General features: G+C 45.6%; 12 protein-coding genes. 7 read left to right on the top strand and 5 right to left on the bottom strand.

Going from position 1 to position 17262, the window contains the following annotated elements; translation table 11 throughout:
- Nucleotides 1-1571 precede the first annotated feature (1571 nt).
- Nucleotides 1572-6008: a response regulator gene (locus RIM23_RS06590; protein ID WP_446365530.1), complete on the top strand. Its 4437-nt coding sequence runs from the start codon at nt 1572-1574 to the stop codon at nt 6006-6008.
- 184 nt (nt 6009-6192) lie between these two features.
- Here the strand turns inward: RIM23_RS06590 and RIM23_RS06585 are convergent, their stop codons facing one another.
- The 5 genes from RIM23_RS06585 to RIM23_RS06565 all read right to left on the bottom strand — a co-directional run bounded on the left by RIM23_RS06585 (nt 6193) and on the right by RIM23_RS06565 (nt 9745).
- Nucleotides 6193-6651 carry a GUN4 domain-containing protein gene (locus RIM23_RS06585; RefSeq protein WP_446365528.1) on the bottom strand — a complete coding sequence of 153 codons (459 nt, stop codon included), beginning with the start codon at nt 6649-6651 and terminating at the stop codon, nt 6193-6195.
- Nucleotides 6652-6756: 105 nt separating this feature from the next.
- Nucleotides 6757-7056, bottom strand: coding sequence for a putative quinol monooxygenase (locus RIM23_RS06580; RefSeq protein WP_446360306.1), 300 nt, complete (start codon nt 7054-7056; stop codon nt 6757-6759).
- 232 nt (nt 7057-7288) lie between these two features.
- Nucleotides 7289-7642, bottom strand: a complete 354-nt coding sequence (locus RIM23_RS06575; RefSeq protein WP_446336784.1) for a DUF1257 domain-containing protein — start codon at nt 7640-7642, stop codon at nt 7289-7291.
- Between the two features lie 144 nt (nt 7643-7786).
- Nucleotides 7787-9298, bottom strand: a complete 1512-nt coding sequence (ycf46, locus tag RIM23_RS06570) for a stress-responsive protein Ycf46 (protein WP_446365527.1) — start codon at nt 9296-9298, stop codon at nt 7787-7789.
- Nucleotides 9299-9394: 96 nt separating this feature from the next.
- Complete coding sequence (locus tag RIM23_RS06565; protein WP_446336782.1) at nt 9395-9745, bottom strand: hypothetical protein; 351 nt, start codon at nt 9743-9745, stop codon at nt 9395-9397.
- A gap of 359 nt (nt 9746-10104) precedes the next feature.
- On the opposite strand from RIM23_RS06565, the gene RIM23_RS06560 reads away from it, so the two are divergent.
- The 6 genes from RIM23_RS06560 to RIM23_RS06535 form a co-directional block, all read left to right on the top strand.
- The gene (locus RIM23_RS06560; RefSeq protein WP_446365525.1) at nt 10105-10782 is read left to right on the top strand and encodes a response regulator; all 678 of its coding nucleotides are present in this window, start codon (nt 10105-10107) and stop codon (nt 10780-10782) included.
- 841 nt (nt 10783-11623) lie between these two features.
- Nucleotides 11624-13132, top strand: a complete 1509-nt coding sequence (gene ggpS / locus RIM23_RS06555) for a glucosylglycerol-phosphate synthase (RefSeq protein WP_446365523.1) — start codon at nt 11624-11626, stop codon at nt 13130-13132.
- 116 nt (nt 13133-13248) lie between these two features.
- Entirely contained in the window at nt 13249-14937 is a 1689-nt protein-coding gene (glpD, locus tag RIM23_RS06550; RefSeq protein ID WP_446365521.1) for a glycerol-3-phosphate dehydrogenase, read from the top strand.
- Nucleotides 14938-15029: 92 nt separating this feature from the next.
- On the top strand, nt 15030-16058 hold the full coding sequence (locus RIM23_RS06545) for an NAD(P)H-dependent glycerol-3-phosphate dehydrogenase (RefSeq protein WP_446365519.1): 1029 nt from the start codon (nt 15030-15032) through the stop codon (nt 16056-16058).
- A 242-nt stretch (nt 16059-16300) separates the two neighbouring features.
- Nucleotides 16301-17017 (top strand): Uma2 family endonuclease, encoded by a 717-nt coding sequence (locus RIM23_RS06540; RefSeq protein WP_446365517.1) that lies wholly within the window; start codon nt 16301-16303, stop codon nt 17015-17017.
- Between the two features lie 103 nt (nt 17018-17120).
- Nucleotides 17121-17262, top strand: a 142-nt coding sequence (locus RIM23_RS06535; protein WP_446365532.1) for a PD-(D/E)XK nuclease family transposase, incomplete at its 3' end; no start/stop codon positions are given.

Here is a 17262-nt window from a genome sequence, read left to right as displayed (position 1 = left end):
TTTGCGGTTTGGGTTCCGCCGAGTCCCGGCGTACCTGATAAGTTGACTTCGACTTTGCCGCCGCAAGCCAACTGCATTGTATCATACTATCCTGGGGTGTTTATCCGGATAAAAGCCGTCCTAGAAGGACGGGGCTTCAGACCCTTTATTTCCGGTGAAAATTGTGGGTTCGGGTAGGGACACGGCATTGCCGTGTCCCTACAGGTGGTGTGACTACGGTATCTGAATCCCTTCAATTAATCCGCGATCGCATCCGCCTCTTTATTTGCTTGAGGCTTACTTTAACCCCTACAGGACTTTTGCTCTTACTTAGGATAATTTCCTTGATTACTGCTGGAATAATAATCCGACATCCTACCCTATATGTCGGCACATTTTCCCATTATGAAGTAATCATAAAATTAAACCACTATCTTTGTCAACCCCTTAAATCGGATTCTTTTGCCAAAACCTGCTTTTGATAAAATTTAGTGGATTTTTGCCTTAATTCTAGGTTATCCGAATCCCTTCAGTTAATCCGCGATCGCATCCGCCTCTTTAGTTGCTTGAGGCTTGCTTTAACCCCTACAGGACTTTTGCTCTTACTTAGGATAATTTCCTTGATTACTGCTGGAATAATAATCCGACATCCTACCCTATATGTCGGCACATTTTTCCATTATGAAGTAATCATAAAATTAAACCACTATCTTTGTCAACCCCTCAAATCGGATTCTTTTGCCAAAACCTGCTTTTGATAAAATTTAGTGGATTTTTGCCTTAATTCTAGGTTATCCGAATCTGAATTGGGTGTGTATGTTCTAACCCCGACGAGTACGTATTCTGGGATGACATCCATCCAAGAACATTCTACTGTGAAAATTGCGGGTTCGGGTAGGGACACGGCATTGCCGTGTCCCTACAGGTGGTGTGACTACGGTATCTGAATCGGTTTAATTAATCCGCGATCGCATCCGCCTCTTTATTTGCTTGAGGCTTACTTTAACCCCTACAGGACTTTTGCTCTTACTTAGGATAATTACCTTGATTACTGCTGGAATAATAATCTGACATCCTACCCTATATGTCGGCACATTTTCCCATTATGAAGTAATCATAAAATTAAACCACTATCTTTGTCAACCCCTCAAATCGGATTCTTTTCCCCAAGCCTGCTTTGGAGATAATTTATTTTGACATCAGTAGGTTGGTGAAAATCAACCCAACTCCATTAACTTATGTAAACCCCCCTCAAACCCTTACAAAGGAAGTAGCTTACTTCTCGGTCCCTTGAGTATAAGGAATGACGAATGACAGACAAATGACAAACTACCCTAATCTTCTCGCCTAAATCCGCCCCTACCAAAAGACAATAATTTTAATCGGTAAAAATAAAAATTCACCTATCCTTTACTTAATTTTTATTCAAACAATTTCCTATTTTCATCTCTATCTGTGTCGGCTACAGTGTAAGAGAACATCCCATTAGGGTGACATTAATTTTCTGCAAAAGTTTTGTCAGACTGTGCCACCTGAACATCCGGAATGTTCTGATAAATCTCCGAAGGACAGAATAGTGACGGGAGACAGATATGAAACTGAAAACAAAATTTATCTCAGGCTTTCTCGGGGTGGCATCGCTGGTCGCTGTCTTGGGAATTATTACGATTCAAACGAAGAAAAATGTTGATGATAAATTCAATCAGATTACCGAGGGTACAACCCGTCAACTGGTGGCATTAAACCAGATTAAGGCAGCCTCCTTAAGGTTAACCAATAAAGCCTATAGTTATGCTGTAATCGAAGGAAAATCTACCGAAACATCGCCAACAGCTCAAGAGGAGGAACCTGAAAAACAAGCCAAAATTGACTTTCAACAATCTGTTGCGGCTCTAGATCAGTATTTAGCCGAATTTCAGTCATTTTCCAATACGGCTCAAGCTCAAAGTTTTTATCGGGAATTGAAAGTCAGCAAGCTACTCTTGGCAAAAATAAGCCAGGAAATTTTAGCCTTAGATGACACCAACTTCCAACGGGCTGATATCTTGGCGAAACGACAAGCGTTGGAGAATGCTGAAGACCAATTTTTAGCCGTTGTTGATCAAGCAATTACCTTTCATACTAATACTCTAGAAGAAGAAAATCAAACAGCGAATCGCAGTTCAACCTACTCGCTAATTATTAACCTCACGGCGATTACTGGAGTTGTCGCCGTATCAATTATTTTCGGTATCGTTTTAGCTGATCGCGTCACCAAGCCGATTGTTAAGCTCAAAGAAGCCGCCTCTAAAATTGGCGAAGGGGACTTCGATACCTATGTTGAGGTGCAAACCAAGGACGAGCTGAGTGTTTTAGCTGATGCCTTCAATCAGATGAGTAAACAGCTTCAAGAAACTACAGTTTCTAAATCCTATCTAGATAATATTATCAGTTCTTTGAGTGATGCACTCATTGTGCTGAATAAAAATATTAGAGTAGAAAGTTTTAATGAAGCCACATTATTCTTATCCGGTTATTCCCCCAAAGAACTGCGGGATCAGCCCTTAGATAATTTCTTTAAAGAAGATAACTTTTTAGCTCATTTACAAGCCAATGACTCTCAACAAAGTGGGTTTCTAGGTCGGTATGAAACCACCTTCTTTACGAAAACAGGTGACCCCGTTCCCGTATCGGTTACCGCCTCGGTGATGAAGAATTCAGGGCACAAAATTCAGGGAATCGTTTGTTTAGTCCAAGACATTTCTGCTCGCAAACGGGCAGATGAGGCACTGCGCCGCCAAGCGTTAATGTTTGAAACGATTTATGATGGCGTTATTGTCACAGATTTAAATGGTCATATCCTAGACTGGAACCCAGCGGCAGAACGTATTTTTGGCTATGAAAAAACCGAAGTGTTAGGTCAAACCTGTGGTATTATCTACCAACCCGATGCAGCCACCGCTTTAACTCAACAGATGCTGGATAGTTTACTCCGTGAAGGACGCTGGACACAGGAGATTGAATTTATCCGTAAAGATGGCAATAAAGGGGTTTGCGAAACCGTGGTTGTGCCGTTGCGGGATGAACTAGGTAAACCAATTGCCGCAATCGGGGTTAATCGGGATGTCACAGAAAGAAAAGAGTACGAAAATAAACTGGTAGAAGCGCGGGAAGCAGCAGTCGAAGCCGCCCGGGCAAAAGCTCAATTCTTAGCAAATATGAGCCATGAAATCCGCACACCGATGAATGGAGTGCTGGGAATGAGCGAATTACTCTTAACCACAGATCTTAATCCCCGCCAACTGGATTTCGTTAAAACCTTGCAAGTAAGTGGTGAACATTTACTGGGCGTGATTAATGATATTCTCGACTTCTCCAAACTCGAAGCTGGAGAAATGCGCCTTGATATCGATGAATTGAATATTAATCGGTCCTTGGAAGACGTCTTAGATTTGTGTTCTCCCCAAGCCGAAGCCAAGGATTTAGAATTAGCGTTGTTAGTGGATACCGATGTACCCCGACGACTGATGGGAGATGTTGGTCGCTTGCGCCAAATTTGCACCAATTTAGTGAGTAATTCGATTAAATTTACCGAGTCTGGCGAAGTCGTGATTCGGGTGTCGGTTCATCAGGAATTGGCGGATCAGGACAAAATTCAACTGCGATTTGCGGTGCGCGATACGGGAATTGGGATTCACCCAGAGGATAAACGGAAACTCTTCCAAGCCTTCTCCCAAGTCGATTCCTCCACCACCCGCAAATATGGGGGAACAGGTTTAGGGTTAGCCATCTGTAAGCAACTGGTAGAAATGATGGGGGGTGAGATTGGCGTCGAGAGTCAACTCGGTGTGGGTTCGACGTTCTGGTTCACAATTACCTTTGGTACAGTAGCGGCGGGTACCCAGGAGAACGATCGCGATCGCATCTTTAGTAATTTACCCATTTCCCCCGAATCTCTGCAAGGGAAACGGGTATTAATCGTCGATGATCGCCCGATTAATCGCCAAATTGTCAAGTATCAGTTAGAAGCCAGGGGCATGGAGGTAGATGAAGCCGATAATGGTATTATTGCCCTCAACGCCATGCAAGCCTCTGCCGAAGCGGGTAAACCCTACGATGTGGCGCTACTGGATATGAAAATGCCCAAAATTGATGGATCTACCCTAGGACGGTTGATTCTCGCAGAACCGGATTGGGCAAAAACCAAGTTAGTCCTAATGACTTCGATGCACGCCGGGGATTCCGCCCAACCTTTACTCAAAAGTGGGTTTGCCGATTATTTAGTTAAACCGGTGAAAGAATCTCAGTTGTTGGAATCATTACAGAAAATTCTGGCGTCTGAGATTCCCGCCACCCTGTTCAGTACCCAATCAGCTATCCCTGACCCCTCTCAGCCTGCACCCCAATCCACTTGCCTAAAAATTCTCCTGGTAGAAGATACACCAATTAACCTGAAGCTGGTGCGCCATCAGGTGCAATTATTGGGACATGAGTCTGAGTCGGCAGAAAATGGTCAAGAAGCCCTTGACAAAATCGCCCAAAATGACTACGACATTGTGTTAATGGATTGTCAGATGCCCGTAATGGATGGCTACCAGGCAACCCAGACACTACGCCAGCGAGAAGGCACAGACCGTCATACAATAATTATTGGCATGACCGCTTACGCCATGCAAGGCGATCGCGAAAAATGTTTGGCAGCGGGAATGGATGACTATCTAAGTAAGCCCGTCATGGTGAAAAACTTGGCACCGGTATTAGAGCGATGGTCATCAGTCGTCAAAGGAGTCTCACCCAAACCCGAACGTCCATATCCGGCTCAATCCACGAGTAGTCTACTCTCTGATGTGGTGGACTGGAAGCGTCTCAAGGAAATCTCTGAAGGTGATCCGGCATTTCAACTGGAGTTAGTCCAAGGCTTTATCAAAGAGGGCGCTAGTTTTATTAACCAGGCAAAACAGGCATTAGTCGATAAAGACTGGGTAATGGTTGCCAATAAAGCCCACCAACTTAAAGGTGCCAGCGCCTCAGTCGCCGTGCAAACTATGCCCGATGTGGCGGAGGAACTGCGACATCAGGCAATCACCAAAAATGCGGAGAGTAGCGCTAAATTAGTTGGGGAGTTAGAGAAACTCCTTGAGCAGCTAAAAGGACATATCGACCTAAATACCACCTCGCTGAACGAGGAACTACCCCGCAAAGGATGGGATTTTCAACAAGAGGTTGCTGCATTGGCAGCAAAGACATCGAAATTGAAAACGGAAACTGAACAACAAATCCCACTAACTCTTTTGTTAGTGGAAGATACACCAGTTAACCTGAAATTAGTCCAGCACCAAGTTCGCCTCCTCGGTCATCAGTGGGATTCTGCGGAAAATGGTGAAAAAGCCCTGGAAAAATTGGCACAGAATGACTATGACATCGTGTTAATGGATTGTCAGATGCCGGTGATGGATGGCTATCAAGCCACGCAAACCTTACGGCAACGGGAAGGTACAAACCGTCATACGATTGTGATTGGCATGACCGCTTATGCGATGCCAGGGGATAGAGATAAATGTATCGCGGCGGGAATGGATGACTATCTCAGTAAACCTGTGATGGTAAAAGAACTGAAAGTCATGTTACAGCGATGGTCGTTGGTGGTCAAGGAAAATAAGGCGAAACAAACTAATTCGATAGACAGCCAAAATAGAGCGGAAACGACGACAGATCCCGTCGATTGGAGTGCATTGTCAGAGATTTCTGGTGGTGACCCCGAGTTCCAGTTGGAATTAGTAAAAGGATTTATTAATGATGGGTCAAGCTTTCTCACCCAAGCCCAGCAAGCATTAGCGGATCAAGACTGGGTAATTTTGGCAAACAAAGCACATCAACTTAAAGGTGCTAGTGCGTCTGTAGCGGTGGAATTAATGTCAGATTTAGCCTGTCAACTCAATGATCACGCCCACGAGAAAAATCTAGAGGAGGCGAAGCAATTAGTGAGTCAGATGGAGCAAATTATGGCGCAAGTTAAGGCGTCGGTGGAGAAGAAAGCAGCGGCGGGATAGGAAAAGTTTTGAGTTTATATGCACTGATGTGCATTAGTCAGACTTTACCCAGTTACCATCTAGATCACCATTCGTAAAGGTACGATAGTATCGTACCCCTACGGCTCTCCCGTCGTCCCTCAACCCAACCTACTCTCGTTGACATGCACTCCTACAAACTTAGCTTAAGTCAGTGACATTTAGGCTAGAGATTGCACGCACTAACACGATACAATAAATCATCACGAAGATTTCCCCATGCTAACCATCCCACAACTCCACCCCCAGGGAGATGTCCTATCGGTGCATTCTGATTAAATATCAGCTCATTGTAACTCTGCCACCGATTAGATACCCGCCATCCAATCCGATCAGCAAATGCCATTAAATCCTTTCCTGATTGCTCATAGATTCGCTTTTGAACACTAAAACCAAATTTACCACTGCTGTACTTAACCCAAAGTTGATCAATCTGCCTAAGTGCATGACAAGGAAATTGCTGAATATCTTGATTCGTTAAATAGCCGCGTTTATCTGCACCCGTAATCTCCAGGATAATTGTAAACGTTTCCTCGTCTGCTTCTCGCCACCGTCCTGCTGCCAATAGTTCGTTGAGTTTGGTATAGTTTGCCCCTTCAGAAGATCTTACATTATCTTCAAACATACGCTTTCTTGTAAATCAATAGACAGTATAGATTTGATACCCTGAATAATCTATTCGGTTTTACTGTATAACTTGATCAATCATTCCCTGTCCGAATCAGAACGATTAAGCTAACAATACATAATGACGTATATCTGGCGGTGAAGCGAACAACTCTTCGCCTTCTAAAAACGCTTGCTGAATGTGAGCCGAGTCCAAATGTAGCCTCCAAGCTTGCTCACTTTCCCATTCTGCGACAAAGGCAAACTCCGTGGGAATCGCTGGACTTTGTAATAACTCGTAAGTGATACAACCGGGTTCCTTGCGCGTCGCTTCAACAATTTCTAACAGCAGTGCTTTGAGTTTCTCTTCTTTTCCTGGACGCGCTACCACACGAGCTAATACTCGGATTGTTGAGTTGACCATGATTATCAATCCTCTGCGTACATCTCCTCACCTATAAAAGGCTACCGCAGTTCGGGGACAACGCGATCGCAAAAACAAAAATACGGCGGAGCAACTCCCTGGATGAGAGATTTCCCGCCGTTATTATATTATGGAAAAGACTAGAACATTTGTTCTAAAACCTTTTGAAAAAACGGGTCAACCCCAAATAAATAAATTGGTTAACCCGTAAGCTTGGGAACGCCTAGATGGACTATTTTTGTACCACCAGTTTAACGTTGGCATTTTGTAAGCCACGTTGTTTGACCTCTGCTAAGGTCTTGTTAACGGCGTACTTCTGGTTGATCGAGTTGATCAGTTCGGTTTGGTTGTGCTTTTTAGCAACACCCCACAGGTCAGCAATCAGGTCAAAGGAACCATCGCCATTGCGGGACCAACCGAGGTCATACTCGCCTTCGAGAACAGCAACGAGGTCTGCACGAACCCGTTGACCATTGTAGCCGCGCACATCAGCTTCCGTTTTCACGGAAATACCCAGATCGCTCAAAGAAGCCTTTAAGATTTCGGCATCGGTGATCTTGGTACGCAGAGTGCTAAAGTGAGACATTTTAGATTTCCTCCAGTAGAGATAGAAAACAAACGACAACGTAGCTTTTTTCTTGGGTATGCCGCTGTTACATTGCGGCGTCTTTTGAAACTGCTAGCAAGTATTTGCTAGCCTTTCCTCCTGTTGGGAGCAGGAGAAAGCCTGTTAGAACTCCATTCGCTGATATTCAGCCACGGAGGATGCAGCAGGTCGCGCTCTCTGTCTTGCCCAGTCCCTCAGGGCTGTGACCTGCTCAGTCATTGTCCGAGAAAGCGGTAGCGTTGCTTTGATTGCCGCTATAATATCCAGTTGGGTGAATTCCCGGTCTTGTGCAAATGCCTCGTACATTGCAGCGATGAGGGCTTGCTCAATTTCTGCACCGGAAAAACCATCACAAATTGTCGCCAACTGTTCGATATCAAAGCGCTCTATATCTCGACGCCGCTTACTCAGATGAATCTTAAATATTTGCTGACGCTCTTCTTTATTCGGTAAGTCAACAAAGAATATTTCGTCAAATCGACCTTTGCGGAGAAACTCTCCCGGTAGTCGTTCTACTCGGTTCGCTGTCGCCATGACAAATACAGGCGATGTTTTCTCTTGCATCCACGTTAAGAAGGAGCCAAAGATGCGGCTAGAGGTGCCACCATCGGAGTCAGCCGAGCCACTGCTCCCCGCAAAAGACTTGTCAAGCTCATCAATGAAAAGGATGGCGGGTGAAATCGATTCTGCTGTTTTTAGGGCATTTCTCAAGTTGGCTTCTGAGCGACCAACCATAGAACCATCATAAACCCGACCCATATCTAACCGCAACAGCGGTAGTCCCCAAAGGCGAGAGGTTGTCTTGGCAATGAGAGATTTTCCGCATCCTGGTACTCCCAGAATCAGCATCCCTTTGGGTTGGGGTAAACCATACTCTCTTGCCCGTTCGGTGAAGGCGTTTGATCGCTGTTTCAGCCATCGCTTTAGCTCTTCTAAACCACCAACGGCATCAATGGTTTCATCCTCTTCAATATACTCTAAAATACCATTGCGACGAATGAGCTGTTTTTTCTCAGAAAGAACAATATCAACTTCCCCTTCCGTGAGACGCCCTGCTTTAACTTGGGCTTTGCGATACACTTTCTCAGCTTCATCTCGCGTCAGACCTAATGCCGCTTTCAGGAGTTTCTCCCGCGTTTCCGTAGTGGTGCGACGCCCTTTGGTTTTTTCCAATTGCTGAGACAGCACTTGGTTGAGTTCAGTCAAATCAGGTAAGGGGTAGTCGAGAACCACCACTTCCTTCTCTAACTCGATCGGCACCTGCTGCATGGGAGACATGAGTACAATCGTCTTCTGAGCTGCTTTGAAGCTCGCTATAGCATCCCGCAGCCATCGGGTTGTTGCTGGAGAATCAATAAACGGATGTAGATCCTTAAATATATAGATACCAGGTTCTTTTTGCTGAATAACCCATTGAATAGCAGCTTCTGGAGAGACTGTATTGTGTTGGGTGACGTAGCGTGATTGACCATACTCCACAATCCCATGGGTGACAGTCCACACAAATACGCGCCGTTGCTGATTTTTATTTTGAGCAATCATGGCTATTGCCCGTTCTGTCCGCTCTTCCTCTGACGTCACCAGGTAGATTAGAGGGTATTGAGCTTGAATGAGAATACTTATCTCTTCTTGCATGACTATCGACCTACTTAGAGACGGCACAACCACTGCCCAAACATTGTTAATAGAACTCTCGCAGTTAGCTGTTTTTGTACTGTTTTTGTAACACTATCAACAAGGAACGAGTTCCTCTTCGCCCTGAGAATCGGTACGGGAGTTAACTTCTTCTCGCACTTTCTCCACAGGCAGTTCATCATCCAGAAGGCTGGGTTGATTGTTCAGGGAAACCATATCTCCATCTTTTATAACCACTGAGCTAGAACATTCAGGGCAATTGTATACCCGATGAGTGTTTCCGTAGGATGCTTCTACCTCATCAACCACTTCCGGGTGGCGTAGATAGAATACGATTGCTCTCTCGACCATCGCCGACATTGAGTCTGAATCAACGGCTGCTCTAATTTTGAGCTGGCGATGAAGTCCTGGTGGAAGATACAACGTAACTTTTTGCTTGTCTTGCATATGATTTTCAATCGTTTTACCCGGGTATGTATGCCAGATTATCGCCATTTTTTCTGGCTGTCAATACCTCAAGCCAGTATGACGGCAATTTTGTAATATTTCTTTACACTATCCAGTTCTCATACCAGACTGGGCGGATAAATCTAAGGTGTGGGGGAGCAATTGTAGAGACTCCTAGGCGCAATAGAGCCAAATCCGCATCACCGACTATAGGGGTTCGTAGTTGCGCTGTCTTCGCCATCATCCTCCGCATCACCAACGACAAACCTTAAATTGTATGCGGCTATCCATCTAGGGGACACAATGTTTGTAAAATACGGAAGTGCGATCGCGCCTGCTGCGTTACTTGGGTACAAACCATGTCCTCAGAACTTCCCTCCCCGACTAATTCCCCCACAAATTCCCCACCCCTGCGAGTGGTGATTGTAGAAGATGACCCCATGATGCAGCTTGGCTTAGAACAATCCTTATCCACTAACCCCCAGCTTGAACTGGTGGGACAAGCTGAAGATGGCTATATGGGCGTGGAAATGACCAAACAACTCAAACCTGATATCGTGGTCATGGATATTGGTTTACCGCGTTTAGATGGGATTGCTGCTACTCAGCAAATTAAAGCGGAACTCCCTGAGGTGAGAGTGGTCATCTTAACCTCTCATACCACCGATCGCGAAATTATTGCCTCCCTATCTAGCGGCGCTGATGCCTACTGTGTTAAAGGATCAAGTGTAGAACGATTACTCCAGGCGATCGCAGCGGCGGCTGAAGGCGCAACTTACCTCGACCCTCAAATTGGTCGTCAAGTTCTCAAGCATTTGTCTCCCCCTTCTCCCAAAGGTAATGTTTCCAATTTGTCACAACGGGAGCTAGAAGTCTTAAAACTGATCGTCGAAGGCTATAGTAACCCAGAAATTGCCGCTCAACTTTACCTGAGCGCCAATACCGTTAAAACCCATGTACGTGGGATCATGAACAAACTCTCGGTTGATGATCGGGTACAAGCGGCGGTGGTGGCGTTGCGATCGGGAATAGTTTGATTGTCATAGCCAATGATGTGCGACGAAGTATTCTGCTAAATTTTACTAAAATTTACACTTTTTTATACTTTTGTAGTATAGTAGCTACAGATAGCTACTCGATAAGGAAACCTGCCGATGGCAGATATCATCCATAACCAGAGTGTATAGGGATGAATCCTTGTCCACTTAATGTCAGACTATTGTTGAATTCTGAGGTATCCCAGTTTTGTTGTTAGCTTTGGCTCAAGTAAACTCTCGCCAACCTGCTACGACGTTAGTCGTATGGAAAGAGTACTGAGTACGGCAAATAGTAATCGAGGTTGAACACAATTCCCCTAGGATTTGATGGCACAGCCAATTTAATCTGTACATTGGCAGTTTTGTCATCAAAACTAGACTGTTGAGAGTTTTTTCGATCGAATAATGACTTCCAATCTGTTTCAAATAGTTTTTACCGCTCTAAATCAGCGGATTTTGGGGGCTTGCAATCAACAAAAGCCTGGATTAAACCAATATCTGCAATGCTGTAGCGCTCAGACTTTCCCCCTGTTGAACATCTCCATAGGACAAACCCTGACCCTATCCATTGCAACCTTCAAAAAAATCATGGTTGGTAATATAAGTAAAACGGGTAATGCGCTCAATCTTTACTTCCTGTCAGGAGAATACTGACTGGGTTTTCCAGCCTTTGAGTAACGAGATAATCTTAGAGTAAGCCAAAAGTCAAAGGGGAAAATCATCACTGTGGACAGCCTAAAACTCTAAATTCATCGAATCTATCAAATTTATTTTCTCATCCAAGTTGCATTGGGATCGGGAATCGTACCACTGTTAATAGTAAACACCTAGAGGTAGTTGCATGAAATCATCACTCGTTATCCTTTATCATCGCGAACCTTATGACGAGGTTGTGGAAAATGGCAAAGTGCATTATCGGGCAAAGAAAAGCCCCAATGGTATTGTACCAACCCTGAAAAGTTTCTTTGCCGGCGTCAATCAAGGCACCTGGATTGCTTGGAAACAGGTGAATGCTAAGCAGAAAGCTAACTTTGAGGAGCGGATTGTTGTCGAAGGTGAAGGGAACTACAACGTTCGTCGGATTCCCCTCTCCGCCGATCAGGTCAAGCATTTCTATCACATCACCTCAAAAGAAGCATTTTGGCCCATTCTGCATTCATTCCCCTATCACTTCACTTACGAGACATCAGATTGGGAAAACTTTCACACGATTAACCGTCTATTTGCCGAAGCCGCCTGTGACGAAGCAGCAGATGATGCTCTAATTTGGGTGCATGACTACAATCTATGGTTAGTACCCTACTACATCCGGCAGCTAAAGCCGAATGCTCGGATTGCGTTCTTCCACCACACTCCCTTCCCCTCTGTAGATATTTTCAATATCTTACCTTGGCGGGAAGAAATTACAGACAGTTTACTCTGTTGCGATATCGTTGGCTTCCATATTCCTCGCTATTCAGAGAACTTCGTCAACGTGGCTCGCAGCCTGCGCCCGGTAGAAATCCTCAAGAAAGAACCCGTACCCAAGCATATCACCCCCACGGGAATCGCCTTGGCTGAGCCAGAAATGACCACGCAGCTACGATATAAAGATCAATTAGTCAACCTCGATCCCTTCCCTGTCGGCGCTAATCCTCAACAAATTCTCTCCATCCTGCATAAGCCAGAAACTCAAAAACGGTTTGAGGAAATTAAAGAAAGCTTAGGCGATCGCAAGTTAATTATCTCAGCCGGACGAGTAGACTACGTAAAAGGCACTCGTGAAAAGCTAGAAGCCTATGGACGCCTGTTAGCGCGTCGTCCGGACTTGCATGGCAAAATTAATATGCTAGTCACCTGTGTAGCCTCAGCATCTGGAATGCGCGTCTATAAAACTGCCCAAACTCAGATTGAGCAGTTAGCCGGAAAAATTAACGGGCGGTACGGGAACTTAAACTGGCTACCGATTATGCTATTTACCCAACCCATTCCTTTACCGGACTTACTCTGTTACTACAAAGCCGCAGATATCTGCTGGACAACTCCCTTGAGAGATGGTTTAAACCTGGTGGCGAAGGAATATATCATCACCCACGAGAAAAAAGAAGGTGTATTAGTCCTCTCCGAGTTCGTCGGTGCAGCCGTGGAACTACCCGATGCCATTTTGACCAACCCCTACTCCGTCGATCGCATGGATGAATCGATTGATCAGGCGCTGGCTATGTCTCCGGAAGAGCAAAAGGAACGCATGGCAAAAATGTATGACATCGTAACTAAGTACGATATACAGTGCTGGGCAGATCACTTGTTTGAGATGTTTGAGAAAACCAAACCTCAGACAGCGAAGCAACCGGAAGCAGTGGCTGTTTGATCTGTAAGTTCCAGGGACGTTTTGAGTTAACGTCCTTGTCGCCCTTCCCTTATCTGTTCATTTTGCATAGTCGCGACTACTGTGGAAATTAGATTAGATGTTACTCAAACGGGATCATGCGTGATTTTCAAACCATCCAGAGCCAAACCTACGATTTAATTGTCATTGGAGGTGGCATTAATGGTGCTGGTGTCGTCCGAGATGCGGCTTTGCGAGGTCTTAAAACCATTTTGCTGGAGAAGGCTGACTTCTGCGGTGGTACAACCAGTTGGTCAACGAGATTAGTTCACGGTGGCTTGCGCTATTTGGAATATTTTGAAATAGCCCTAGTGCGGGAATCGCTACGGGAGCGAGAAATTCTCCTGCATACAGCCCCCCACTTAGTCAAGCCCCTAATGCTGACGATTCCCATCTACAGCGATCGCTCTCGTCCCTATTGGAAAATTCAAGCGGGGATGCTGCTCTATGATATCTTGAGCTTCGAGAAAACCCTGCCCCCCCACCGGATGCTGCCCAAACAGAAGTTTAATCAGCTCTTTCGCCATCTCGATCCCGATGGTTTAGTCGGTGGAGCGCAATATTATGACGCTCAGGTGGCGTATGCGGAGCGTTTAGCACTAGAGAATATTATCTGTGCAGAACAAGCGGGAGCAACGGTTCTCAACTATGCACAAGTCACCCAATTGCAGCGCCAAGGTGATCGCATCACCAGCGTTACGTGTAAAGATGCCTTAACCGGAGAAGAATTCACCATCCGAGGGAGCGATCGCGCCGTGGTGGTGAATACAGCCGGTCCCTGGGTAGATCAGGTTTGTCAGTCTGGGGTGCAAAATGGACAATCAGCGCCCATTGGTAAGGATAAAAAACTCGGTCCGACCAAGGGAAGTCACATCATTGTCCCTCCCTTCCCCGGCGCTCCCGAAACAACCTTGTATGTAGAAGCAAAAACGGATGGTCGTCCGTTTTTTATTGTGCCATGGTTAGGTATGTATCTGATTGGCACCACCGATCTGCGACATCAAGGTGCCCTAGACTCAATTAAGGCAGACAACGAGGAAATTGATTATTTACTCACCGAAACCAATCGGATTCTGCCCACTGCCCAATTGTCCCGCCAAGATGTTAAATTTACTTACGCGGGAGTACGTCCTTTGCCCAATGCAGAGGGGAAAAAACCGGGCAGTGTCACCCGCAGCCATATTCTCTATGACCATACCCCAGAGGGTGTGAACAATCTAATTTCTCTAATTGGCGGCAAAATCACCACCTATCGCCAAGTGGGTGAAGAGATGGTGGATAAAGTATATCGCAAGCAGGGACGATCTGCCCCCCCTTGTCCTACTTACGACAAACCCTTACCGGGAGCCATTTTACCCAGTGATCCGCGCCTAGAAAAAGCGCTGCAAGACTATCGCACCTCATTACCCCTGGCGACAATCCATCACCTGTTTGATATATATGGGGCTAAGGCGTTGGATATTTTAGCGCTAACGGACGAGGAACCGGAATTAGCACAAGGGATTACACCGAACTTGCCCGATATTAAAGCCCAAATTATCTATGCGGTGCAGTCGGAATTTGCGCGGACGTTGGTGGATATTGCCCGTCGCCGTACTAGCTTAGCCATGCATACCAACTATGGCTTTGATATTCTGCCCGTGCTAACCGACACCCTGTCTCAATATGGGGGCTGGAGTTCGGCACAGTGCGATCGCCAAGTTGAGGAGTATCGTGCTTATATGGAAGCCAATTGTATTCCAGATTACGTGATGGCGACTCAGAAACAAACACAAACAGTGAGTTGATAATCTTTTTAAAGGCAAAAGAATGCATCTGATTCTTTTGCCTTTGACCATTAACTTGACCTATAAATTATTGAGTTCAATACATCAAATCTATGGTGAGCAATCTGACAAATTCTCAATCCAGCTCATCCCAAGCTGATCAGAACCCACAAGCCAGTCAGGCTCATGCACAATCCACGCGCCGACCTGCACCAGAAGCCACCCTCGCCATTCTCGGCGCTGGTGCTTGGGGTCAAGCCTTGGCAACGATTGCTAGACATAAGAATCATCAGGTTCGACTTTGGTCTCGCCGCAGCACCGAATCCCTAGAAGAGGTATTGGCGGATATTGATATGCTAGTCTCTGCGATTCCCATGAAAGGGGTAGCGGCGACGGCGGCGAAGATTCAAGAAATTGGTTTACCGGATTATGTGACAATTATTACCGCCACCAAGGGATTAGACCCAGAAACGACTCGTACCCCTTCTCAAATCTGGGAAGCCGACTTTCCTAACCATCCGATTGTGGTACTTTCAGGTCCAAATCTCTCCAAAGAAATTGAGCAAGAACTCCCCGCCGCCACAGTGGTGTCGAGTACGGATATGGCAGCCGCTGAGGAAGTGCAAACGGTATTTTCCTCCAGTCTCTTCCGAGTCTACACCAGTCCAGACCCCATTGGTACAGAACTGGGAGGAACTCTGAAAAACGTGATTGCGATCGCGGTGGGGGTTTGTGATGGTCTAAAATTGGGTACCAATGCCAAATCTGCCTTAATTACCCGTGCGTTAACTGAAATCCTTCGGATCGGGACTCACTTAGGAGGACAAACAGAAACCTTCTTCGGATTATCGGGCTTGGGCGATATGCTAGCTACTTGTAGTAGTATACTCAGCCGTAATTATCGGGTCGGCTACGGTTTAGCCCAGGGGAAAAAATTGGAGCAAATTCTCGAAGAATTGCAAAGTACAGCCGAAGGGGTAAATACAGCCAACGTATTGGTTAAAATTGCTAATCGAGAGCAGATCCCCATACCCATCTGTCGGCAAGTTTATCGCCTACTCAACCATAAAATTACGCCCCAAGAAGCAGTAGAAGCATTAATGGATCGGGATTTAAAGGCAGAATTTTGCGATCTGTTCTAAACATAAGTCCGCTCGCTCGTAGTAACGCTGTCTTGCCGATAGATTTCGCGTCAACTGTTAGAAGAGAGATGGCGATGGCTCTTAGTTGCTCCACACCCTTTATTGCAGGACAGATGACACCGGTGTCTCGTCTTGCGCCCTTGTAAATGGCGTCACTGAGGATTATCCCTTGATCAGGTCTCAGGCGGTGACAAAGGACAAATAAAATACAATGAAATTAGTTGTCGCTCCCTGACCGACTCATGCTAGAGTACAACCCATTAGATTGCTTACCCTGTGCAGAAGAGCTGCCTGATTCTGACGATACGCCAGTGGATAATGAACTGCAAGATTTGATTCCCTCATTACTTAAAGCTGTTTTGGCGCTGTTGTGGGAGAATCGCTGGGATTGGTTCTTTGGCGTAGACATGGGAATTTATTATCACGCCAAAGAACCAGCGATTGTACCCGATGGGTTTTTGAGTTTGGGAGTACAACGATTTATTGATGAAGACTTGCGCCTGTCTTATGTGTTGTGGGAAGAGCAGGTTGTACCCATGTTGGTACTGGAGGTAGTATCCCATAAGCGTCGCGGCGAATATAGCAGCAAGAAAAAAATCTATCGGGAAATGGGGGTACTCTACTATGTAGTGTACAATCCCCTGCGGCGTCGTAAAGCCCCGTTGGAAGTGTATAAATTAGTGGATGGGGTATATGAGTTACAGTTTGGTAATCCGGTTTGGTTATCGGAAATTGGATTAGGGATAGGAACAGAACGAGGAACCTATCAGGGAATAAATCGAGAGTGGTTGTATTGGTACGATGAGCAACGACAAAGGATATTGACGCCAGAAGAACAGATTGCTCATCAGCGACAACGGGCAACAGAGGCTGAACAATTGGCTCAACAAGAGCGACAACGGGCAAAATTGTTAGAGGAGAGACTGCGATCGCTAGGTGTTGATCCAGACTCTTTGTGATCACACAAGTGACACCGATTGAATCACGCTCTGCTGTGGACTAACGCTTAAATGACACAGATTGCCATTTTTTAAGTAAACGTTTAATCAGGGGAGGATAACTATGATTTTTATTAATCCCAAAACGGATTTTGCCTTTAAAAAGATATTTGGCTCTGAGCAAAACCCAGAAATCCTAATTAGTTTCCTGAATTCCCTCCTCTACGGCGGACAAACCCGAATTACCTCATTAGAAATTATTAACC

It is taken from the genome of Coleofasciculus sp. G3-WIS-01 (assembly GCF_040223135.1).
Classification (GTDB): Bacteria; Cyanobacteriota; Cyanobacteriia; order Cyanobacteriales; family Coleofasciculaceae; genus Coleofasciculus.
Note: the sequence above shows the minus strand (reverse complement) of the source record. Positions and strands in the feature narration are given on the sequence as shown.